Genomic DNA, 26,119 nt, shown 5'->3' with positions numbered 1-26,119 from the left:
ATGCTTATGCGTCATTATACATAAGCACCATTGCGTCTGCACCCGCATTTTTACCCGGCGCTTCTACTGCCGGTCCGTTATAAGTGGCCCAGGTTCCGGAATTATCCTTGTAGCCGGCTCCTGTCGGATTGAAAGCTATTTCCCAGAGACTCTCTTTCGAATTCAGAGTCCCGGCCGAATAACCCATAAATAATTGTTTGAAACTACCTTCATAGAAATCATGATAGCCTTTGTTCCGGAAAGCAGTCCATTCGGTAATCACCGCATTAAAGTACTCCTTTCTTTTAGCATCATCCGGACGAGTCAAGTTACCGTCTTGTTGCAAACTGTAACCGGCACGTTGCAGATAAACACGCATAAGTAAAGCATGAGCAGCGCTCTGTGAAGGCACTTCCGGTGAAAGTGAGGCATTCCCTTTCTGCAGATTTTCTTTGGCAAAGTTCAAGTCAGCAATAATATACTCATAGATCTCCTCCCGGTTTACACGACCGGTGAACGATTCTTCATATCCTGCGGTATACGTTGTCTTGAACGGTGCGTCTCCCCAATATTTAATCAAGTCCAAAGCGAGGAAAGCACGCAGGAAACGTGCCTGAGCCACCAACTCTTTTAAAGAAGTATTCTCTTCGAAACCATCCATCTGCTCAATACCGTCAATGGCAAAATTGGCGCGGTCAATGCCCAGATACTTGTATTCCCATGCAGACGCAATCCAGGTGTTGGTGGGTCGTACCATATAGTGAGCGATGTCACGACGTGTATTATCTGTGCCTGTACCCTGTATATAATAGGTATCATCCGAAGCAGGCATAGCCATTTCGAACTGTCCATAGTGTTTGTCTATTGCCAGACAGTCATAAATGCCTATTACAGACATTTTAGCCTGGTCGAGAGTTTGAAAATAGGTATCCTTCTCGTAGTAAGAAGTTGGCTTCTCAGTTAGTTCGCAAGAGGTGACTCCTGCTGTAATCAGTGCGCTTAGCGCAATCACTTTATATTTTTTCATTATATTTTCCTTTTAAGGTTCATTAGAAAGCTAGATTAATACCGAAAACAAACGAGCGGCTTCTAGGATAGGCACCAAAGTCGACACCCGGTGTTAAGCCATTACCCATTGTGGAAACTTCGGGGTCGAAGCCGGAATACTTGGTCCAAGTCAGCAAGTTAGAACCTGTAGCGTAGAGGCGTAATTTACTCAATCCCACTTTGCTAATGATCTTGTGAGGGAACGTATAGCCTAAGGTAATATTGCTCAGTTTCAAGTAAGAACCGTCTTCTACAGCCCAAGAGTGAATGTAAGTATCACCTACTTCGTTGTCATAAATAGCAGCTACACGCTTGCCCTTGTTGATATCGATCATCTCCTGAGGGTCTGTAATCAACTCGCCCGACTTATTAACCAATACCCAACGATTCTTAGAATTAGCCACCGCCAATACATTCTTGTTCTGCAAGGCTGTTTTTGTATTAGTCAGCTTGGTCGCATTGAATACGTCATTACCAATGCTGTAAGTGAGGAAGATGCTTAAATCTAAATCTTTGTACGTAAAGGTATTGTTGATACCTCCATAGATCTTCGGATAGGCATTACCGATGACCGTTTTGTCAGCCTCTGTTATCTTGTTGTCTTCACTGCCATCTATATTCTTAAACTTCCACATACCCGGTTTGACATTATTCTTATTGTCCGCATACGGAACACCGTCTTTCAGCGTGTAAGTCTGAGTTGCTGCATCATAATCGAAGTCGGATACCTGATACAAACCATCTGTTACATAACCGTACATTTGCCCCAGGGGTTGATTCACACCGATGATGTGCGTGTTCTGGTTATAGCCAAAGCTTGCTTCCCACAACTGTACATCTTCTCCGGTCAGCTTCTTGACCGAGTTTTTGTTATGAGACAAGGTCACGGCTGTATTCCACGTAAAACTTTTAGTTAGGATATTGGTCGAGTTGATCGTCAGGTCAATTCCTTTGTTCTCAGTCTCACCGGCGTTGATAACCATACTGTTATAGCCCGATGAACTAGGTAGCTTGGCATTCAGCAATAAGTTACTGCTACGGTTTATGTAGAATTCAGGAGAAATAGTCAAACGTTGATTGAAGAAGCCGAAGTCGAGGCCAAAGTTAAATGTCTTATTAGCTTCCCATTTCAGGTCGGGGTTCGGAATCTGTTTGGAGACATATCCCGACTGAGTAGAATCTCCATTCGGATAAGTTACCGAGTTCAATACTGCCAAGCTGAGGTAACTATCGATGCGGTTGTTACCAGCCATACCATAACCCAAACGGATTTTCAAGTCGGAGAAGATATTCAGGTTTTTAATAAAGTCTTCTTCTGCCAATCGCCAAGCCGCCGAGAATGCGGGGAAGTACCCCCATTTGTTGTTCTTACCGAACTTCGAAGAACCGTCGGCACGAACCGAAGCCGTGAATAAGTATTTATCTTTGAAACCGTAGTTGAAACGGCTAAAGAACGAGAGTAGTTTATCATCGTAATTCTCAGCCGATGAAACAGCCGTCGGAAGACCCAATGAAAGATCACCCAGCCGATATCGTCATTGGGGAAGTTAGCGGCCGCCGCTTTGAAATTACGGCTCCAGCGATTTACATACTCCTGACCTATCATGGCAGTCACATCGTGCCCTTTCTTTGCCCAGTTGTAGTTCAATACGTTTGAAGTCTGAAAGCTCCCATTCTCTAAGTTCTGGATGCTACCGTTTATGCTGGATCGTTTGGCCGTTATTGACTTATCACCGTAGAAAACATCATTACGACGTGTCTGATAGCGCATCCCTGTTGTGTTGCGGAATGAGAAGCCTTTCAATAGTTTCAGCGTAAAGCCGCCGTTAGCCTGAAACGTGCGATATTCGCGGTCGTTAATCTCTTCGGCAGCAGATAGCAAAGGGTTTTGCATAACGTTACCCGAATCATCCAAGAAGATAGGGTCTTCGTCTCCCAACAACAAATCATCAGTTCCGTTGATGCCTATGGTCGGGCGGTACTGTAAAATGTGCTGCATCTTATTGAAGCGGTCACCTCCATCCGAAGTACCCATACCCAGAATCTTGATCTGGTCGTAGCTGATGCGGGCGTTAATGCTCAAACGATCACTCAATTTATGATTCATGTTGAAGGCGATATTGTGCTTTTTATTGCCGCTATATACCATAGCACCATCCTCATCATAATACGAATAGGCCAGGTTGTAGTTCAATTTGTCCGTACCGCCGGAAACACCCACGCGATAGTTTTGTGTCAATGCCGTACGTCCCAACGTCTCATCTTGCCAGTTCAGGCCTTTGCGATTGGCATAGTTCGCTTCAAGATCGCTGTACTTTCCATAAAGCTTCTCGAAGTTCTCGACATCTTTGTTCCAGTCTTCCGGAGTAGTGGCATCATACACGCGACGTTCGTAGTCCAACATCGCAAACTCGTAGGTAGAGAGTACATCTAACTTCTTGGCAATTTTCTTGAAACCGACATAGCTATCGAAAGTAACAATCGTTTTACCGGCTTTACCGCCTCGCTTTGTCGTAATAACCACAACCCCATTGGCTCCACGGGCGCCATAAATAGCGGTAGCAGAGGCATCCTTCAAGATGTCGATCGTTTCTATTTCGGCGGGATCGAGGGTCGACATGCCGTCTTCACTTGGAAAGCCGTCGATGATGTACAACGGCTCGTTGCTTTGCGTAATCGAGATGCCACCCCGAACACGAATCGAGATAGAAGCACCCGGTGCGCCTTCACTCTGCATAACCTGCACGCCAGCCATGCGGCCAGCCAATGCTTGCGTAATATCACTTGTTGGTACTTTGGAAAGTTCCTTGCTGTTCACAGAGGCTACCGAACCGGTTAAGTCTTTACGTTTCACAGTTGCGTAACCGATGGCAACCACCTCGTCCAACATCACCGAATTGGCTTGAAGTGTTACATTAATAACACTTTTCTTGTTGACTTTCACTTCTTGTGAGTTCATTCCCACGTAGGAAAAGACCAATACATCTTTAGATGCATCTCTCACCTTTAAGGTATAGTTACCATGGATATCCGTAACGGTTCCAACGCCGGCAATGCCTTTGATAGTCACGCTACCTCCAATAACTTCATATCCTTCACTATCGATCACCGTACCGGTAACTGTCTGGCTTTGTGCGTATGCCGACATACTAACAAAAGTGAGGACAAACATTAAAATCACTTCTTTTAATTTGTTCATAATAAATAAATCTAAGGTTTAACTTTCGGATCTTCTAAAGGCAAACATACGACAAGCGCTAAAAAAAACGTAAGAGTATTGTTTCTGATCCTTACACTTTTACACTTTTTCTAGGCTAATATTGTCCACTGCACAATGATTTTGTGCAAAATATACCTTGTGGCTACTTTACGAGAGGTATTTGGAATATAATCGCCGGTCTATGTACCTAGTGGATTCTTCTTCCATTTCATTGGTGAGGAACTACCGGTTTCAGGACGATACTAGCTCTTGTGAAGCCGATGTACCTTGCTTTCCAATTGTTCAACGGTGTTGTTTCAACAGTGTCTCCTATTATTTCAACAGTTCCATGCCTTTGTCACGACTGTGCCACCGCACTGTCACAGTTGTGTCACCGTGCTGTCACAGTTGTGCCACCGTACTGTCACAGTTGTGCCACTGCGGTGGCACAGCCTGGCACTTTACTTGCGTTCCGGAAAGGATGCCGTGTAACTGTCAGAAATATTACTTCAATTGGCTTTCAACCAAGTGGCAAAGAGTCGCCTACTTTAGGAAATCGGCACGCATCGGTGCAAAGCAGTCAATCAAGATACCGGGTTCCAAGCAAACACAGCCGTGGAGAATGTCCGGTTCCATATAGATACCGTCTCCGGCCTCCACGATTTTCTTCTCATCTCCCACCGTAAATTCAAACTTGCCACTTACCACGTAAGTCGTTTGGGTGTGGTAGTGGGTGTGGGGAGTTCCTATAGCCCCTTTCTTAAACTTAATCTTAACCATCATCACCTGTCCGTCGTAACCCATGATTTGCCGGACTACACCTTCGCCCGCAGGTTCCCACACTTTCTCCTTTTCATAAATGAAAGTGGCACTTCTTGTCTTCTTAACGGGGCTATCCGGAGCTTCGGCTCTCTCTATTTGTGTGGCATTCAAACCTGCAATCGCAAAAAGAGAGACTCCCATCACACACACACATTTCTTCCATGCATTCATCTTCATAATCAATAAGTTTTAGTGGATATAAATATATTATTCTGATATAGTTTCAAATTGATAGATCGTCACCTGTCGATAAGTTTCTCCCGGCAACAAAGTCGTAGTAGGAAAATGCGGTTTATTCGGCGAATCGGGGAAATGTTGCATTTCGAGACAGAACCCGTAATACGGTCCATAGGTGCTCGCGTTATGCCCCACAAGATAATCCATCTTTGAGTTCGGGATATAAAACTGCATACCCGGTTCGGTCGTATAGGCTCTTAATACCCTACCGGATAGAGGCTCAACTACAACGGCCGCTAATTCGCAAGAGTCCAACTGTTTGTTCAGTTTGTAATTGATGTCATATCCCTTCCCCATTTTCTGTATCCGATCCTCTGCCGGTCGCGGAGAAGTATAGTCATATTCGGTTCCTGTTACCGACATCAGCTCTCCGGTGGGGATGCCTGTAGAATCTACCGGAGTTATGGAATCTGCCTTAATCATATACATATGGTTCAACACCGGCCCTTTGCATCCGGTCAGGTTGAAATAGCTATGATTGGTCAGGTTTATCACAGTCGGCCGATCCGTTGTAGCTGTGTATTCCAGTATAATCTCATTGCGATTCGTTAGTTTGTAGGCTATTGAAAGATCCAGATTTCCGGGAAACCCTCCTTCCAAATGCCGGCTTCTATACTTGAAAACGACCACAGTCGTATCCTTCACCGTATAGAATGTATCGGTCTCAAAGATCTGCCGGTTGAATCCTTTGATCCCTCCGTGAATGGAATGCCCTTTGTTATTCTTCTCCAACTGATAGGTCTGGCCGTTCAGGCTGAATTCGGCATTTTTAATTCTATTGGCATATCGTCCGACTGTGGCACCTAGCTTGGGGTGTTTCCCTAAATAGGCCTCCAGACTATCAAAACCTAAGACAACGTGTTCAAAGTTCCCCTGTTTGTCGGGAACGAATACATCTGTTAGCGAGGCGGCATAATTCGTCACTTGGATAGACATGCCATGCTCATTGACCAATTCAAAAAGTTCCAGCGACTTGCCTTCATGCAGGATGCTACTGTCTCTGGATGCGGCAAGTTGACGCAAAGTGTTTTGCTCACACGCAACCGATATACATAAGATCACAAGCAGAAATATAGTAATAGGTGTTCTCATAAATAACAAATATCATTTCTTTCCATACTCTGTCGGCAGGCAACCGATATACTTTTTAAAACGTGCCGCGAAATAAGAAGGCGTATTATACCCTACCATGAAGCAGATTTCAGAAACGGTATGTTTTCCTTCTTTCAATAATTGGCAAGCACGGTTGAACCGTATCTTATGGATAAAATCAATTGCCGACTTTCCCGTGATCGCCTTTAGTTTCAGGTGGAGATTCGAACGGCTCATATTCATCTCGCGCGCAAACTGTTCTGTGGAGAACTCTACATTGTCCATGTTCTTTTCAACCACCGAGATCGCTTTTCGCAGCAGTTCTTCATCCAGGGTATTATTTGTGATCTTCTCCGGTTCTACCTCCATCATGTGGGAGTAGCGCTCAAATATACGGTAACGTGTACGTAGCATATTCAATATTTTGGCTTTCAGCACTTCCATCGAGAATGGCTTGGCTATGTAGTCGTCGGCACCTACCTGCAACCCTTCCAGCTGATACTTAACATCCGCTTTAGCAGACAGCATAAAGACCAGGATATGACAGGTTCGCAAATTTTGCTTTACCAGCTTACACAGTTTCACACCATCGATAACAGGCATCATCACATCGGTAATTATCAAATCCACTTCCTGCTCTTTTAAGATGTTCAAGGCCTTTTGCCCGTTTTCCGCCTCCAGTAGATTGAATAGATTAGATAAACCATTAACCAAGTATCGCCTCAGTTCCTTATTGTCTTCTACGATCAGGATGGTACCACGTTTACCGCTCTTATCATCTATCGGTTCTTCTTCCTCCATCTGCTCGTCATCACCGATATACGTATCATGGGCATTGGTGGAATAAACACGTTGTCCTCCCGCATCTCCGCTTTCGCCAAGAAGCTCTTCCTGTGTGTATAAGGATTCATCTTGCGGTAGGTAAATAGAGAAAGTAGACCCTTTATTCACTTCACTTTGCAGGACAATCCGTCCATGATGTAACTCGACCAATCGCTGAACCAAAGAGAGGCCTATGCCGCTTCCTTCGCGACCATTTTCGACTTGGTAGAAACGTTCGAAGATCTTCTTCTGCTTCTCCGGGGGAATACCAATGCCGGTATCTGCGACCTGTAGTACAAGGTTATTGTCTTCTTTATATAGTTTCACGGTAATGCTTTCACCCACCTCGGTGTACTTGAAGGTATTTGAGAGCAAGTTGTTCACAATCAAATCCAAGTAGTTTTCATCGAAAAGCACCGTTTGGTCTTGTAGCTCGGTGTAGAAATCGTAGTCTATATCTTTTCTTTTAGCCAGATTCTCATAATTCATGAAGCAATTCAACACTCGTTTATAGGCATTGGAATAGACTGCTCTGAGTTCGAAGATGCCTAATTCGGCACGCCTGAAATCCATCAGTTGGTTAACCAGATGCAGCAAACGGCTGGTATTTCGCTGGATATACAGCAATTGTTCGTGCTCCCAATGTCCGCTAATACGGTTGAGCAGTTCCTGCAAAGGTGCGATGATTAAAGTCAGCGGGGTACGCAGCTCATGTGAGATATTGACATAAAAACGAATTCTCATTTGGTTGATCTCTTCATGCTTCTCTTTATCCAGTCGCTCCATACGTATTTCGGCTTGCATACTTTTGCGTAGCCAGAAGAATCGTACAATGCCGAATACCACGGAGGCAAATGAGAAGATGAATAAGGAGAGTGCCCACCAGGTACGGTACCAAACAGGCAAAATGCGAATATGGAGCATCGTGGGTTCTTCATTCCACTTGCCGTCATTGTTCGCTGCTTTTATGCAGAAGGTATAGTCTCCTGCGGGCAGATTGGAATACGTCACCGGACTGATGTCGTTTTGCTTATACCACACATCATTATATCCTTCTAATTTATACGCAAAAGTATTGTGCTTGCCTGCGATGTAATTGGATACGACGAAAGAGAGGGCAAAAGAGTTTTGGGATGAAGACAGCGTTATATGATCTACATAGGCAATACTTTCTTTCAAGATACCGGTTTCATCTTCGGGCAATACTTCTTTATTATAAACAAACAGTTTGTTGATCACGACTTGGGGAGTATAGGGATTGTCGATCAAGGTCTCAGGGCGGAAGGTCGTGATACCGTTGACTCCTCCGAACAGCATATAGCCATTATCTTTCTGGCAATATGAACCGGCATTAAACTGATTGCTTTGTAGTCCGTCCATAATCGTAAAGTTGCGGAACTTCCCACTTCCCGGATTCAGACAACTCAGTCCCTGATTGGTACTTATCCACAAACGCCCGTATACATCTTCCAGAATTCCATAAATAACATTGCTCGGTAGGTCGTTTGCGGTCGTATATTGCAGCACTTTCGGGTCACCTTCTTTTAAGGCAAAAAGTCCGTTACGTGTTCCAATCCACATATAGCCGGAAGTAGATTCATAGAAGCAGTTCACAAATGCCTGTTTCAGCATCGGCACTATATGGAAGTCCGTATTGGTGAGCAAAGAAGTTCCAACCTGGCTGAAGACTGAGATTCCCATTTCTCCCCCGGCCCATATGCGTTTCTTGGAATCACGAAACAATAAACGATTGTGTTGTTGTACCTTATGGCCATCCTTGTCTTTGTCGATAATCCTGAAAACTCGTTTGTCTGTATCGAAATGCAATAAATACTCCAATGATGTCACCCAGAGTCCTCCGTGCTCATCCGAAATAATGGAATATATATTGTTGCTCGGCAGGTTGCTGTTCTTGCGATTATAGTACTCTACATAACCGGACTTCCGATGTAAAACCATCATCCTTCGGCGTGTGATCCCACGTATACTTTGTTGTGGGCTTCATCTACATATACGGTTTTAATATCTGTAACGGGTACATCCAGGTTGCCCGAATTGAATAGGTAATTTTGGTATGACTGTGATTCGTTATCGTAGTAATTCAGTCCCCCGCCACTGGTACCAATCCATAAATTATGTTTCTTATCCTCTACGATACAGCTGACAACGTTATAACTCAGCGAATTCAAAAAGGGAACATGCTTGATGCGTTGGAACCGGTTGCACAGCGGATGATAATAATTCAAACCTCCCCAATAGGTTCCCAACCACATCCCGCCTTGCGAATCCTTGAAAATGCTTCGGACTGAATTCTGTGAGAGACTTCCTTCCTGTATCTCCGAACTTTTTATCGACGAAAAGCTATCTGTCTCTTCCTGATAAACATTCAATCCTCCATAGGTCCCCACCCACAAACGGTTCTCGGTATCCAACGCCAAAGAACGTACATAGTTTGAGTTTAGCCCCGATTGGCCATTCGCATACCGATAGTTCTTCAACTCTTTAGATTTCGAATGATATAAATACAACCCCTCGCCCTCAGTTGCCAACCATATTTTATTAGACATCTGCACAGAATGGCATGTATTCTCACACCGGCAGGCATATGTACCAGTTTCTTTAAAGTACGGCTTGATAGCGTGTAAATATACAATCCGTCATCAACCCCGATATACACAGAATCACCTTGGCGTATCAAAGTGGTAGGCTGCAAGATGTGCAGAGAAGATGGTAATGTATCATTTAGAAAACGTTCCTCCTTGGCGTCAAAGAGCAAAATCCCTTTTGCGGTACCTAGCATCAACCAGTCTTTCTTAATTGAGACAATACTGGTTACCGCTGCATTCACCCCGTTCTTTTTATAATAATAATTGGAGAAAGCATCTTTGCGACGGTTGTAAAGAGACAAGCCCTCGCGGCTGCCTACCCATATCCGGTCGTCATCATCCACGGTAATACAACGGGAAATATCACTGCCAATGCTACTGGAGTTCGTATACTGATGGCGATATACGGTGAAGTTATAACCATCATACTTGTTCACACCGTCATACGTTGCAAACCATAAATTACCCTCTTTATCTTGGTTAATCGCAAAAATCGTACTGTGTGACAATCCTTCTTCCAAGCCGATATGGGAGAAATGAATATCTTCAATAATACTCGCATTCAGCGCACTGGGAAATAATCCTCCTAAAAGAACTAACAAAAGAAATCGTGTTTTCATAGTCGTAATCTATTATGAGGCAAATAAAGAAAGTATGTTATCGAAAGAAAAGATTGACTTTAATGTTCTTATCTGCATCGTTGGGAATAATCCGTAAAGGTACAAAGGAAAAACCGGGAACAGGATTAAAGATTCGTCCGTCGGCATCCGTGGGGGCAACTTCTATGCGTCCGGATTCACATTGGAGACCCAGTACTCCTCTCTCCTTTTTTATAAAGACTGCTTGCGGCGTGATTTGTACCTCCTCTTCGGGTGACGCAATAATTGGTAGCATGAGGTATGCCGAATCGTGGCAATCGTTTACGCTTATGTCAATTCCTTGCCCCGAAAATGTATAATAAATCGTTATCGGCACCTCTCCCTGAGGCGGAGTTTTTTGGTTGATATCGACTAAGTGGGTGTTGACAGTAAAGCTATGGGACTCATTTCCCGCATGGTATTTGATATCTGCATCCAAATCATCCAGATTACTATAGGCTACTCCATTTGCAACCATTTCAATCCGTGGAGTACCTCCCATCAGGTATTTGCGGGTATTACTTTGCATATTAGGAGCTTCTATCAACTGATATCGATTCATTGTTGCAGCGAAAATCGCACCTGCCTGCGAATGCCATAGCATGGAAAGTGCTCCTCCCATCGGTGCGTACCTTTTACTTTATATTCCGCATCGTATCCAGTGAATGTAGCTCGCCAAGGTCCCTGAGACAGAAGCCATGTGTGTATGTCTGGGAAGTATTTGGTGCCATACGCCGCATCACGTGGTAGTTTTCGGGAAGGTTCAATTCCCAAAGGCGGTAATTCCAAGAAAGCAGTCAGTGCTTTAGCATGCCCGAACGTATGGTGAATGCAAGGAGGAATGCCGGAAGCTCGATAATGCATACCGCCGTAGAGAAGCCCTTCGTGAGTTGCCTCTTTCAGCAACTTTATATTGCGACGGATTGCCTCAGCATATGCCGGATGGCGGGAAGCCAACAGATAATAGCCTCCCATGAATCCATCACTGGTACGGCCTCCCCAATAGGTCCACTTGAAACTGCGTGTTCCCCAGCTATTATCCCAGGCACCATCAGGCAGCATAAATTCCAGGTGAGTATCCATGGAGTGTTCTACGAGCGACAACAGTTCCGTATCGTCTGCCATCACTGCATAATAGGCCATATTAGGCAAAGATTCTTCCACATTATAGAGTAAATCTATCGGGCGACAGCATTTGGGGTCTTAGACCAGATATTCGGTCCCTCTCCATATAGAAAATAATCGTTCTCAGTGAAGTAGTGTTTCAATCCGTCAGCTATCTCTTGGGCTTCTTTCTTAAATTCCGGGCGATTGCAAAACTCGCCAATGGCGTATAGCGCATAAGTTGCCGAAGCTGAGTAGTTTACATTCATGTTGCGCATACCTTCCCGGTTACGACTGTAGATAAAGGGATTGTTCATCATAAAATCGCCGGCTTCTACTAATTGTTGTTTCCAGTGGTTGCGGGTCGAGTCATCCAATAAGTGCCCATGATGGTGTAACGCTTCGTAGAGCGCAATGGAGGCAAATACGGTTGTACCGTTCCAATCCGAAACGTGCACATCGTTCATCCAGGAACCGTCCGGGCGATGTATATTCTCCATCCAAGCCATCAGGCGTTTGGCTCCAAGCAGGTATTTATTATCTCCGGTTTTGTCTGCCAGATACATTAAAGGAAGTACGGCATCACCGATACGCCCGTGGATGCGAGCACATGCCGGACACAAGATGCCTCCGTCGAGTGCGGGATGTGAGTTTGTACACTGATAGGACAAGAACGCATCCATCCATTCGGTCAATAGCGTGCTTGCTTCATGGCGTAAAGAGCTATCAAATGAGCTTTCGTTTCCGTTCGCTACTTGTCCTGACAAGAATGATGCACAAAACAGCCATAGTAGAAAGATTCTATTTCTCATGTTTCTCGTATTAGGTTTCAATATTCAAAAATAGTCTTTAACTACTAAACGCTTATTCTCTTTTATTCAATATATAGCCTACATATGTTCAGGTATTCCCACAATTTTGTTGAACCGATGCTAATTTTGTCGAAAAGCTGCCTCATGAAACAATATTGGTACACTTTTAAACATAAGACGGTCTCTGTTACGTACGAACACCCTACATTAGCAGACGTAAACAAATATCCCTAATGCTTTATGAAACACTTACCCTTATTGATGTGTACGGCTTTCTACGGATTGTATTCCATGCAAGCAAAGGCGGCTGACAAAAAGGACGAAAGGCCTAATATTCTTTGGCTCACTTTCGAAGATACCAGTGCATATGAGTTCGGTTGCTATGGCAATAATGAGGTGCATACTCCCAATACAGACAGTCTTGCTGCCTGCGGCATACAGTTCATGAATGCCTGGTCGGTAGCTCCGCAAAGTTCGGCGGCTCGTTCCTCGCTTATCACCGGATGTTATGCCACCACCTACGGAATGGATGTTCATCCGGTAGCCTATGATACACCCGCTGATATTTTCTTTCCGCAGAAGTTGCGTGAGGCTGGCTATTATTGTACAAACAACAACAAGACCCATTATAACTCTACCACCGATAATAAGATCTGTTGGGACGAATGCGATAACCGTGCTTCTTACAACAGCATCAAACGGCAGAAAGATCAGCCTTTCTTCGCCGTATTCAACACGGTAACCTCGCATATGGGGCGTATCCGTACCTTTCATACGGACGGACGAAGAGATTATACGCAGGAAGGAATTTATCCGGAATTATTGTCATTGCCCTCTTATGTTCCCGATCTTCCGGAAATGCGTTCTGATTATGCCGGTCATCTGGAAGCGGTACAGGATGTGGATACGTGGTTGGGATTCTATCTGAAAGATTTGAAAGAGAAAGGGTTGGATGAAAATACAATCATATTCTTTTTCAGTGACCACGGCGGCTGCCTCCCACGTGGCAAAGGATATTTATATGAAAGTGGGCTGAAAGTGCCTTTGATCGCATACTTCCCGCCTAAATGGCAACATCTGGCAAACAATATGGTGGGAAAAGAGACTGATCTAGTCAACTTCACGGATTTGGGGCCTACCGTACTTAGTCTTGCAGGCGTGAAACCTCCCAAGCATATGCATGGTAAAGCACTGTATGGCAAGTTTGCCGACAAGAATAAACGGGATGTGCAATTTGCGTTGGCGGCTAACCAACTGCATCACTTCATGCCTGTACGCGCCGCTACTGATGGGCGTTTCAAGTATATCCGGAGTTATATTCCTTACCGTCAGTTTGCTTTGCGTAATTATTATCAGTGGGGTATGCCATCCAATAAAGCGTGGGACAAACTGGTGTTGGGAGGACAGAATACCAATCCGGATTGGAAACAGACTTTTGAAGCCCATTCGGCAGAAATGCTCTTTGACCTCGAAAAAGATCCAGATGAACTGCATGATCTATCCGGCATCCCTGAATACGCAGATGTCCTTGCTAAAATGCGCCGGGCGCTATCCGGCCATATTCGCACAACTAACGACTTGGGATTCTTTCTGCCGGACTCACGCACCGGACATATACTTTATGAGAAAGTGCGACAAGAGAAATATCCGTTAGATGATCTGTATCTGCTTGTTGAAACAGCCGGGACAGCGACTCCGGCCTCACTTCCTTTATTGGAAAAAGCGATTGTCAGCCCTCTGCCGGAAATGCGATTCTGGGGAGTAGTGGGATACGCAAAACTTGCCAGAGAAAAACAAATTAAAACTTGTCCCCAGGCTCTGCTGGCATTGCTTCAGGACACCAATGCTTATATAGCTTCCGAGGCCGCTTATGCCGTTTCCTATTTGGGTAAAGCTGACGAAGGTGTTGCTCGCCTGGTTACTCCCCTGCTTGATAAAGATAGAAAGATTGGTTATTCATCGTTGGAATGCCTATCTTTAGATTCTGAAATGCGTGACTACATCCGCCCGTTCGTGCCGGAACTAAAAAAAGCAGCGGAAACCCTGCCGCGTCTTGAAAACGAGGCTGCCGGACTCATGGCACGTGGAATTCTGGTAAATCTAGGCGAACTGAAAATAGAAGAGCTGCATGGTCTCGAAGTTTATCAGAAAGGTTTAAAATTAAACCATGGACGCAGAGCAATGCTGCCTTTGCCCTATTAAACAAAGATGAGCAACCAGAAAAACAGTCTTTCAACTAAGGTCTAATTAAAAACAAATAAGATGATAAAACCTACTTCAATGAAGCATTTAGCATACCTTTCTTTGCTATGCTCTCCGATAGCCTCCGCGATTGAGCGACCTAACATCATTTATATCTTTACCGATCAGCAAACGGCCAATGCATGAGTTGCGCTGGGAATCCGGATCTTCATACTCCGAATATTGATCGCTTAGCGGCTGCCGGTATAAGGTTTGAAAACGCCTATTGTACCTCACCGCTCAGCGGTCCATCACGTGGCGCCATGTTCACAGGGCACTACCCGGATGCTGTAGGATTATCCGTTAATGGTTCCCCGATACCCGATTCGCTCAAGACGCAAACATTAGGTACACTCATAAAGAATGCCGGGTATGATTGTGCCTATGGTGGGAAATGGCATTTACCCTTGCTTGATATCCCTGACAAAGAATTCGGTTTCGAAAATCTATATAAACATAGTGATGACGGTCTGGCGGAAGCTTGTGTCGATTACCTCTCACGGGAACATAAAAAGCCTTTTTTCCTAGTCGCTTCCTATGATAATCCGCATAATATATGCGAATACGCCCGACATCAGAACTTACCTTATGGCAACATTGATACACCCGATCTGCGAGATTGCCCTGGATTGCCTGCAAACTTTGCTAAGAACCCTTATGATGCCGATGTCATTGAGAACGAAAGAACCGCCAACTACAATGTTTATCCAACGGCTGACTTTACTCCTGAAGATTGGCGCATGTACCGCTATACCTATTATCGTCTGGTCGAGAAGGTAGATAAAGAAATAGGGAAAATTGTGGATGCGATCGATAAGAACAACCTCTGGAAGAATACGGTCGTTATTTTCTCAAGTGATCATGGAGACGGCATCGGTGCGCATCGTTGGAACCAGAAATCGGCTTTATACGAAGAAGTAATTAACATTCCTTTCATCGTGACGCTACCTGGTAAAAAGAATGCCGGCAAAGTCTTACCGCAACTTATCGGCAACGGCGTCGATTTCTTTGCTTCCGTATGTGATTGGGCAGGTGCCAAAATGCCGAAAGGAGCAGCAGGCGTGTCTTTTCGTAAAGTTGCCGAACAAGGAACTTCGCAAACTCCACACCAGAAGTATGTTATCACTGAAACCCGGTTCGACGGCAGTAGGACAAGAGGCTGGGTCGTACGCAGCGAGCACTATAAATATGTACTTTACGATAAAGGAAGGTATCGGGAACAACTCTTTGATATGCACAATGATAGGGGAGAAATGAGGAATCTTGCCATGGAGAATGCATGCAGCGAAGAATTACAAGAACATCGGAATATCCTTGAACAGTGGATGAACACCTATAATATACGTCCGAGTCGTCCAAAACTGCACGATGTTCCCGGGAAAAGGCTAGAAAGTAAAGCCCAATACCAAAACGCGTATAAATAAATATCTGTATGCAAATAGATAAAACGACTGGTTTTGGTAAATAATTGAACAAAAAGTCAGAGTTTACCTCAATAATGGCTGTCTGCTATTTCATTTAGTCAGGGCTTTATGCATAATTATTCCTTTCTTCTTTCCTTTTTCCCGTAGGAAAGGATATATTTGCATTCAAGTTCAACGAAAAACTATATATGGTATGATAACGACTCAATTGCTTCGCCCTGAGAGTATTGTTGTAGTAGGTGCTTCAAATAATGTACATAAGCCAGGAGGCGCTATATTGAAGAACCTGATAAGTGGAGGATACAAAGGAGGACTGCGTGCAGTAAATCCAAAAGAAAAGGATGTACAAGGGGTGCCTGCTTTCGCTGATGTGAAAGATCTGCCGGATACGGACTTGGCAGTGTTGGCTATCCCTGCTGCTATGTGTCCGGATGTGGTAGAAGCTTTGGCAAGTAAAAAGCAGACGCGAGCGTTTATCATACTTTCCGCGGGGTTTGGCGAGGAAACACACGAAGGTGCCTTGCTTGAACAACGTATTTTGGATACGGTCAATAAGTACGGGGCTTCGCTGATCGGTCCCAACTGCATCGGACTCATGAACACTTGGCATCACAGTGTGTTTAGCCAACCGATTCCAAACTTGAATTCGAAAGGCGTCGATCTGATTTCCAGTTCCGGAGCTACTGCCGTATTCATTCTCGAGAGTGCCGTAACAAAAGGGTTGCAGTTTAATTCAGTCTGGTCGGTGGGAAATGCTAAGCAGATTGGTGTGGAAGACGTATTGCAATTTATGGATGAAAACTTTGACCCGGAGAAAGACTCCCATCTCAAGTTATTATACATCGAAAGTATCCAGAATCCTGACCGACTCTTATTCCATGCCTCTTCGTTAATCCGAAAAGGGTGTAAGATTGCGGCGATCAAAGCTGGTAGTTCCGAGAGTGGAAGCCGGGCGGCCTCTTCGCATACAGGAGCCATCGCTAGTTCCGATTCGGCTGTAGAAGCCTTGTTCCGTAAGGCAGGAATCGTACGCTGTTTCTCTCGTGAAGAATTGACTACCGTTGGCTGTGTTTTTACTTTGCCCGAATTGAAGGGAAAGAATTTCGCCATTATCACTCATGCCGGAGGACCGGGAGTGATGTTGACCGATGCGTTGAGTAAAGGCGGACTAAGTGTTCCGAAGCTTGAAGGCGAATTGGCGGAAGAATTGAAAGCGCAGCTCTTCCCCGGCGCAGCTGTTGGTAACCCCATTGATATTCTGGCAACCGGAACTCCGGAACATCTGAGTACCTGTATCGAATATTGTGAAGAGAAGTTTGATAACATTGATGCGATGATGGCTATCTTCGGAACGCCCGGTTTGGTAACGATGTTCGATATGTATGATGTTCTTCATGAAAAGATGCAAGTATGTCGCAAACCGATTTTCCCAATCCTCCCTTCCGTGAATACGGCAGGAGCAGAAGTCTCTGCTTTCCTTGCTAAAGGACATGTGAACTTCTCCGATGAGGTAACGTTGGGAACTGCTTTGTCTCGTATCATGAATGTACCTAAACCGGCTTCTTCCGAAATCGAACTGTTCGGAGTAGATGTTCCCCGCATCCGTCGTATCATCGATTCTATACCGGAAGATGGCTATATAGAACCTCACTTTGTACAAGCTTTACTTCACGCAGCAGGAATACCACTTGTAGATGAGTTTGTCTCTAACGATAAACCAGAGATAATCGCATTTGCTCGCCGGTGCAAATTCCCGGTGGTGGCCAAAGTGGTTGGCCCTGTGCATAAGTCTGATGTTGGCGGAGTTGTTTTGAATATCAAGAGTGAGCAGCATCTGGCGCTCGAGTGCGATCGTATGATGCAGATTCCCGATGCGAAGGCTATCATGGTGCAACCCATGTTGAAAGGAACAGAACTCTTTGTCGGAGCTAAATATGAAGAGAAGTTCGGTCACGTTGTTCTTTGCGGACTCGGAGGGATCTTTGTAGAAGTATTGAAAGATGTTTCTTCCGGTCTGGCTCCGCTCTCCTATGAAGAAACCTACTCGATGATTCATTCGTTGCGCGCTTACAAAATTATTCAAGGCACTCGTGGACAGAAAGGAGTGAATGAAGCCAAGTTTGCCGAAATCATTGTTCGTCTTTCTACATTGCTTCGTTTTGCCACGGAAATCAAAGAGATGGATATTAACCCCCTTTTGGCCACGGATAAAGACGTTATCGCCGTGGATGCACGTATTCGGATCGAGAAAGCCAAGTAAGAGAAGACATTCTAAAATATAAATATAACCACTAGCAACAGCTCTTCTAATCCATGGCGGATGAGGGGAGCTGTCGTTGGTTGATACTCACCATCTATTGCTTTCTGATAACCGTATTATTCTATTTCAAAGGAAAGTACTCTCTTTTCTTCGCTCTTTTGAACAGATTCTTTCCTTTATCGGTCAATTTGTAATATTCCGGACAGTTGATCTTTGCTAACTTTGTTGCCGGTAATCTTAAAGAAGAGACACTCTAGTATTAACAGAATCAGGAAACTCGCTGCTGATTCGCATTAATTAATTTATATGAACTTGAAAAGCTTGCTTTGCGGAATCGTTATCGGAGCAGTAAGTATCGGAACGGTAGAGGCCTTTGAGTATCTGCCCGAACGCGCTTCTGCCTCAATATCTTTGAAAGTGCTCGGGAATAAGGCAAAACACTATCCTTTGATCTTACATCCATCTGCCAACGACCGTTCGTTTTACCAGTTGGAAGCAACGGAAAAACTTCCTTTAGTTGCCTTTCAAAAACTGAAAGAGCATGACGGACGCTTACAGATTGAGGTCGGTATTACCGCCTTGGAAGATATCTACTTTAATTATAGTCAGCAATTGTCGACGGGTTTCCGACACGATGACTGCCAGTTCTATATGCCGGGTTTTTGGTATCGCCGTAACCTGCGCTCACCCAAAGAAGCTCCGTCATTCCATACTTCAGATAGCTGGCTGGTCCGAGAAGATCGCTTGAGCACTCCTTTAACCGGTATTTATAGTGAGAAAGAGAAGCGATCCATGACTATAACTCGCCTGGACTCGTTTACCGATGATGCTTTGACTACCCATCGCGAGGGAGAAGTCATTCTCTCCGGTAAGACCTCATTGGGGTTCACCGGCTTCGAAAACCGGAATGGTACGGCAATGCTTTCTTTTGGTTTTCCGTACCGGGAGGCTCCTAAAAGCTATATTCGCAAGCTGACATTAGCTCCTGAGGTAGAAGCGTATCAGTTGTTGAAGAAAGGTGAGACTGTGTTGTTAACCTGGGAACTGACCGATAGCAAAGCGGAAGACTTTTCTGAATTCATTCGTACCACTTGGGAATATTGCTACGATACGTACGCTCCCAAGCCGGTGAATACACCTTATTCTATAGACGACATGAAACAGACGCTTAGTCAGTTTTTTGTGACTAGTTTTGTGGACAACCAACCGTTGGCCTATAATTCGGGGATTCACCTCCGGATCGACGAAGATAAGCGCAACGGACAGGCTGAAGTTGGCTTTATCGGACGCGTTCTTCTGAATGCTTTCAATGCTTGGGAATACGGTTGGCAGAACGGTCGCGAAGACCTGAAAGTAAACAGCACGAAGGTATTCGACAGTTATTTGAAGAATGGCTTTACAGAAGCGGGCTTTTTCAAGGAATCGATCAACTTCGATAAAAAAACCGAGGACCCCGTACGTAGCATTCGTCGTCAGTCGGAAGGAATCTATGCCATGTTCCACTTCTTGGCATACGAGAAAGAGCATGGCCGTCGTCATCCGGGATGGGAACAACGAATTAAAAAGATGCTGGATATGTTCCTGCAATTGCAAAATACCGATGGTAGCTTCCCACGTAAATTCCATGACGACCTCAGTATCGTAGACCAGAGCGGTGGCAGTACTCCTTCGGCTACGCTGCCGTTAGTGATGGCCTATAAATACTTCAAGGACAAACGTTACCTGGTTAGTGCCAAGCGGACAGCCGAGTATTTAGAAAACGAACTGATATCGAAAGCCGATTACTTTTCGTCTACACTTGATGCCAATTGCGAAGACAAAGAAGCATCTCTTTATGCAGCTACTGCCACCTATTATCTTTCTCTGATAACCAAGGGGGAAGAGCATAAACATTATGCCGACCTGACGAAGAAAGCAGCCTATTTTGCTTTGTCCTGGTACTATTTGTGGGACGTACCTTTTGCTCCGGGGCAGATGTTGGGAGATATTGGCCTCAAAACACGTGGCTGGGGGAACGTATCGGTCGAGAACAACCACATCGATGTCTTTGTGTTTGAGTTTGCTTCCGTACTTCGTTGGTTGTCGAAGGAATACAATGAACCCCGTTTTACAAACTTCGCGGAGGTCATCTCAACCTCTATGCGACAACTACTTCCCCACGATGGCCATATGTGCGGCATTGCAGGAGTCGGTTATTATCCGGAGGTGGTTCAACATACCAACTGGGATTACGGTAAGAATGGTAAGGGTTATTATAATGATATTTTCGCACCGGGATGGACAGTAGCTTCTTTATGGGAACTATTGACCCCGGGACGGGCAGAGGACTTTTTGGTGAAATGATTTTATGTTAAGGAAAAAGATTGGAATGTTATTGCTCTTCTGCCTTCTGTTCGTATGTAGCGGAAGCGTTATCCTACCCGAAGGTGGAGAGGCAATGGCAAGCAGGAATGAACAGGGTGCAACGGATTATTTACCGATTGCCGATCCGTACGTGATGCTTTATAATAAGAAGTATTATGCGTATGGAACAGGGGGAACGACGGCAGGCGAAGGATTCGCCTGCTTTTCTTCTGTGGACTTGAAGACTTGGAAACGGGAGGGACAAGCGTTGTTTGCTGCCGATTCGTATGGTACCTGGGGCTTCTGGGCGCCGGAAGTTTACTATGTGAAGTCGAAAAAGAAATTCTATATGTTCTACTCAGCAGAAGAACATATCTGCGTGGCAACCGCCGACACTCCGGTAGGACCGTTTCGACAGGAAGTAAAGCAACCTATCTGGGATGAAAAAAGCATAGATACCTCCCTCTTTATAGATGATGATGGGACTCCATACCTTTACTTCGTGCGTTTTACCGGTGGGAATGTCATCTGGGTTGCCCAAATGACGCCTGACTTGATGAGCATTAAAACAGAAACCCTGACCGAATGCATTAAAGCGGAAGAACCTTGGGAACTCTTACAGGCAAAGGTAGCCGAAGGCCCGTCGGTATTAAAAGAGAAAGGGGTATACTACCTGATTTATTCCGCCAACCATTACCAGAATAAGGGATATGGTGTTGGGTATGCTACGTCACACTCGCCAATGGGGCCTTGGACAAAGTACAGCGGGAATCCAATCTTGCAGGGTGATGTTGCCACCGGGTTGGTTGGTACCGGGCATGGTGCTCCTTTTCAATGTAAAGATGGTAGCTGGCGTTATATTTTTCATGCGCATTGGAGCAAAGAGAAAATACATCCTCGCACTTCTTATCTAAAGAAGTTTGCCATATCGGATCAAGCGTAGTCTCTATCTATGGAGCTACTGTCAAACCTACGGTTAGTAAGTAGGATGAGTATAAATATATACAACTAAATGTTCTAAACCTTAGGTGTTCTTCTTCCTAATCTATATGAAGAAGCCGATTGCCGTATCGTATCAATAGGCTGCAAAACGATGAGTTTTGTAGCCTATTCTGTTATATTTCCCTAATATTAGACCGGAAAATAGGACTGCCCTTTCATTAATTGGGACAGAACTTCTAGTCGTCCGTCTTTACTTGGCTTACATTTGAGCAATCAGAAAAAGACAAGAAAACGGATGCTATGAGGAATATATTCATTCTTTTAATTTGCTTTATTTGCTATCAGGCAGTCAGTTATGGACAGATGGCGGACGAACACTATTATTTCAAAAACCTGAGTGTGAAGAACGGACTATCGCAAAACACGGTTCACGCCATACTTCAGGATAAACAGGGCTTCCTTTGGTTTGGAACCAAAGATGGTTTGAATAGATACGACGGCTTGTCCTTTCGGAAATTTAAACATGATGACCGTGCCCGGCAGAGCATTGGTAACAATTTTATCACGGCACTTTATGAAGATGCGAAGGGAAATATCTGGGTGGGCACGGATGTGGGACTTTATATTTATGATCCGCAAAAAGACTCTTTCCGGCACTTCGCAGAGTTGAGTGTGGAAAAGACCAAGATCGAGCATACCATAACCGTTATTTCCGGAGACAGTCAAGGTTGTGTCTGGATTGCGGCCGACTCTCAGGGGTTGTTTTGTTATAATCCGGAGAGCGGCAAGCTTCATAATTACACATTGAAGAACTTTCCTTTCATTTCTACCAATGTGCAAACGCTCGTATTCGACAACAGCGGGACGTTGTGGATTGGCTGCTACGGTGACGGACTTTTCTATTCAAAGGACCGTTTGCAAACTCTCCATCCGTACCTTTCTCCGGTAGATCGTCAAGCGACTTATGCGAATGACGTGGTGATGCGCATTGTGAAAGGAGCATACAACTGTCTCTATATAGGCTCTCTGAGAGGAGGTGCGAAAGAGTTGAACCTGACTTCAAACAAACTGCATGATCTGCTTTCGGTCGATGAGCGGGGAGAGTCTGTTTATTGCCGTGAACTGTTGGTTGCTTCTGACAATGAACTGTGGATCGGGGCAGAGTCGGGGCTTTATATTTATAGCCTCCGAATGGGCAAGTATGTTCATTTGCGCAGCTCAATCACTGATCCTACTCCTTGTCCGATAATGCGATCTATTCGTTGTGTAAGGATCGGGAAGGAGGCATTTGGATCGGCTCCTATTTTGGTGGTGTGAATTACTACCCCCATTTTTACACCTATTTCGAAAAATACTACCCCAAAGGTGCGGATACCGGGCTGCACGGTAGGCGGGTACGTGAGTTTTGCCAAGATCATCAGGGGATTTTGTGGATTGGTACAGAAGATGGAGCTTGAACCGCTTCAATCCGAAGACAAAGACTTTCTCCTTTTTTGTACCCAGTAGCGCCTTTACCAATGTACACGGATTGTGTTTGGTTGACGACAAGCTTTGGGTAGGGACTTTCTCCAAAGGGGTGAAAGTGATCGATACGCATACAGGCGCTGTTGTGAAGAGTTATCAAAAGACCGACTCCCCCCGCTCCTTGCTAGGCGATGGCGTTTATTCTATTTGCCAAACAACGACCGGAGATATCTATCTGGGGACTTTATTCGGTCTGCTGCGCTATAATAAACAATCGGACGACTTTGATCGAATCCCCGAGTTAAGCGGTCGGTTTGTCTACGATATCAAGGAGGATTCCGGGGGCAACCTGTGGTTGGCGACCTATGCCAATGGTGCTTATTGCTATGATGTGAACGAGAAGAAGTGGAAGAACTATTTACGCGATGCGAACAACCCGAATAGTCTCCCCTACGATAAGGTATTAAGTATATTCGAAGATTCGCATCGGCAGATCTGGTTGACGACTCAGGGAGGTGGCTTCTGTCGTTTCCATTCGGATACCGAAACGTTTACCAACTATAGCTTGGCTGATGGCTTACCGAATGATGTCGTCTATCAGATTGTAGAAGACGCAGACGGGGCTTTGTGGTTGACAACAAACAACGGGCTAGTGTGCTTCCAACCCACTACCGGAGCGATGAAAGTCTATACCAACTCCAACGGTCTGCTGAGTGACCAGTTTAATTATCGTTCGAGCTTCAGAGCAGAAGATGGAACCATCTATCTGGGTAGTATCGACGGCTTTATCGCTTTTAATCCCGCAACGTTTACGGAAAACAAGTATCTTCCGTCTGTAGCAATTACTGATTTCCTATTGTTTGGCAAAGAGGTGCATGCCGGCGAGCCGGGTTCACCGTTGGAGAAGAGCATTACCTTTTCCGATCAACTTGTCCTCACGTCCAAACAGAATTCTTTCTCTTTCCGTGTGGCGGCACTGGACTTTCAAACACCGAAAACGAGCCGGATTATGTATAAGCTCGATGGCTTTGATACGAACTGGCTGACAATAGGTGAGAGTCCTGTTGTTACTTACTCCAACCTGCGGTACGGTGATTACACCTTTCGAGTGAAAGTATCCAACAGCGACGGCGTGTGGAGTGAAGACGAAGTGGCGTTGAAGGTACATATCCTGCCTCCTTTCTATCTGACGGTTTGGGCATATTGTGTATACGCTTTGCTGATTGTGAGTTGCTCCTTATATATAGGTATATACTTTAAGAAGCGCAGTAACAGGAAGCACCACAGGCAAATGGAGAAATTCGAGCAGGAGAAGGAGCGCGAGGTGTATCATGCGAAAATAGACTTCTTTACCAATGTAGCCCATGAGATACGTACGCCGCTGACACTGATCAAGGGCCCGTTGGAAAATATCATATTAAAGAAGCAGGTAGATGCGGAAACACATGAAGACCTGAATGTGATGAAGCAAAATACGGAACGGTTGTTGAACCTGACCAATCAGTTGCTTGACTTCCGTAAGACGGAAAGTCAGGGATATCGGCTGAACTTTGCCAAATGTAATATAACGGAGATATTGAAAGAAACTCACCTGCGTTTCACTTCGCTTGCCAAACAAAGAGGACTGGATTTCACCCTACAACTACCCGAGCAGGATTTCTATGCGCACGTTAACCGGGAAACGCTCACCAAGATCATCAGTAACTTATTGAATAATGCAGTGAAGTACTCCGATTCTTACGTGCATGTCTCTTTAGAAGTCGATGATAGCGAAGTGCTTCAAACCTTCCACCTGCGTACGGTGAATGACGGGGTGGTTATACCGGATGATATGAAAGAAGAGATATTCAAACCATTCGTCCGCTTCAATGAGAAAGAGGATGCGCGGTTAACTACCGGTACAGGCATTGGTTTGGCTCTTTCCCGTTCGTTGGCCGAACTGCATTAGGGAAGTTTAGTCATGCTGGAGGGCGAAGTGGAGAACTGTTTCTATTTGACGCTGCCCGTTATTCAGGATACTACGATTAAGCTTATTTCTGAAGAGGTGATAGGTGTGGATAGAGAACAAGGTGCGGAAGTCGGCGCCGAACAACAAGCCGGAAAGCCGGATGAAGCGGGTGACCGGCCGTTGGTTTTAGTCGTGGAAGATAATCTGGAGATGTTGTCGTTTGTTGCTCGTCAGTTGGCGGAGAGTTATGCCGTACTAACCGCCGGCAATGGCCGCGAAGCACTCGAATTGTTGGACGGCAACTATGTCAGCTTGGTCGTCAGTGATGTAGTTATGCCGGTGATGGACGGCTTTGAACTGTGTAAGACCATCAAGTCGGATCTGAATTACAGCCATATTCCGGTCATTCTGTTAACGGCCCGAACGAATATCCAGTCCAAAATAGAAGGGTTGGAGTTGGGAGCGGATGCTTATATCGAGAAGCCTTTCTCGGTGGAGTACCTTCATGCCTGTGTCTCAAACCTTATCCAGAATCGGGAGAAGCTACGCCAGGCTTTTGCGCAGTCACCTTTTGTAGCCGCCAATACGATCGCACTAACCAAAGCCGATGAGGAGTTTATCAAAAAGCTGAATGAGGTGATTCAGGTAAATCTTGAGAACCCGGAGTTCAGCATGGATGATATGGTGGACGGTCTGAATATGAGCCGTTCGAACTTCTACCGGAAGATTAAAGGGGTACTTGACTTGAGCCCGAATGAGTATCTGCGTTTGGAACGTTTGAAAAGGGCGGCTCAACTGTTGCAAGAGGGAGACAATCGGGTCACGGAAGTTTGCTATATGGTCGGATTCAATTCTCCGTCTTACTTTTCCAAATGCTTCCAAAAACAATTCGGCGTATTGCCTAAAGACTTTGTTGGCTGAGGGGAGACGATTCTTATGCAAATCTGTGACAAGACTGACCAAAGTAGCGGTTTTTTTACTGTCTGGGACTCTTCTTCTATTTATTGGGGCATTTGTTATAGCCTCAGACTATTCCTCGTGTACTTTTGTCCTATTAACTGTGATAATTCACTATTCAAACTTGATGAACCATATTATGAAAAAAAGAAAAACCATTATTCTCCCTTTATGTTCTGAAC

At 45.0% G+C, this 26,119-nt stretch carries 5 protein-coding genes and 7 pseudogenes; 6 read left to right on the top strand and 6 right to left on the bottom strand.

Annotated features, from left to right (window positions below):
• Window positions 1-28: 28 nt before the first annotated feature.
• The 6 genes and pseudogenes from JCM10512_RS08665 to JCM10512_RS08640 form a co-directional block, all read right to left on the bottom strand.
• Window positions 29-1,006: pseudogene (locus JCM10512_RS08665) on the bottom strand (RagB/SusD family nutrient uptake outer membrane protein); the annotation flags it as partial.
• A gap of 22 nt (window positions 1,007-1,028) precedes the next feature.
• Window positions 1,029-4,225: pseudogene (locus tag JCM10512_RS08660) on the bottom strand (SusC/RagA family TonB-linked outer membrane protein).
• 543 nt (window positions 4,226-4,768) lie between these two features.
• Complete coding sequence (locus JCM10512_RS08655) at window positions 4,769-5,224, bottom strand: cupin domain-containing protein (protein WP_081741262.1); 456 nt, start codon at window positions 5,222-5,224, stop codon at window positions 4,769-4,771.
• Between the two features lie 30 nt (window positions 5,225-5,254).
• Window positions 5,255-6,376, bottom strand: coding sequence for an aldose epimerase family protein (locus JCM10512_RS08650; RefSeq protein ID WP_044162238.1), 1,122 nt, complete (start codon window positions 6,374-6,376; stop codon window positions 5,255-5,257).
• 12 nt (window positions 6,377-6,388) lie between these two features.
• A pseudogene (locus JCM10512_RS08645) lies at window positions 6,389-10,424 on the bottom strand (two-component regulator propeller domain-containing protein).
• A 37-nt stretch (window positions 10,425-10,461) separates the two neighbouring features.
• Window positions 10,462-12,358 (bottom strand): annotated as a pseudogene (locus JCM10512_RS08640) (ulvan lysase-like protein).
• 240 nt (window positions 12,359-12,598) lie between these two features.
• On the opposite strand from JCM10512_RS08640, the gene JCM10512_RS08635 reads away from it, so the two are divergent.
• From JCM10512_RS08635 to JCM10512_RS08610, 6 genes and pseudogenes are all read left to right on the top strand, one after another.
• Window positions 12,599-14,560 carry a sulfatase family protein gene (locus JCM10512_RS08635; RefSeq protein WP_044162235.1) on the top strand — a complete coding sequence of 654 codons (1,962 nt, stop codon included), beginning with the start codon at window positions 12,599-12,601 and terminating at the stop codon, window positions 14,558-14,560.
• Window positions 14,561-14,620: 60 nt separating this feature from the next.
• Window positions 14,621-16,023 (top strand): annotated as a pseudogene (locus JCM10512_RS08630) (sulfatase family protein).
• A 193-nt stretch (window positions 16,024-16,216) separates the two neighbouring features.
• The gene (locus JCM10512_RS08625; RefSeq protein WP_044162233.1) at window positions 16,217-18,283 is read left to right on the top strand and encodes an acetate--CoA ligase family protein; all 2,067 of its coding nucleotides are present in this window, start codon (window positions 16,217-16,219) and stop codon (window positions 18,281-18,283) included.
• A 306-nt stretch (window positions 18,284-18,589) separates the two neighbouring features.
• On the top strand, window positions 18,590-20,626 hold the full coding sequence (locus JCM10512_RS08620) for a hypothetical protein (RefSeq protein WP_044162231.1): 2,037 nt from the start codon (window positions 18,590-18,592) through the stop codon (window positions 20,624-20,626).
• 94 nt (window positions 20,627-20,720) lie between these two features.
• Window positions 20,721-21,613: pseudogene (locus JCM10512_RS08615) on the top strand (glycoside hydrolase family 43 protein).
• A 255-nt stretch (window positions 21,614-21,868) separates the two neighbouring features.
• Window positions 21,869-25,901, top strand: a pseudogene (locus JCM10512_RS08610) (two-component regulator propeller domain-containing protein).
• The last annotated feature ends 218 nt before the right edge of the window (window positions 25,902-26,119 follow it).

This window comes from Bacteroides reticulotermitis JCM 10512, assembly GCF_000517545.1.
In the GTDB taxonomy this organism is placed as follows: domain Bacteria; phylum Bacteroidota; class Bacteroidia; order Bacteroidales; family Bacteroidaceae; genus Bacteroides; species Bacteroides reticulotermitis.
This window is presented reverse-complemented; position numbering and strand designations above follow the sequence as displayed.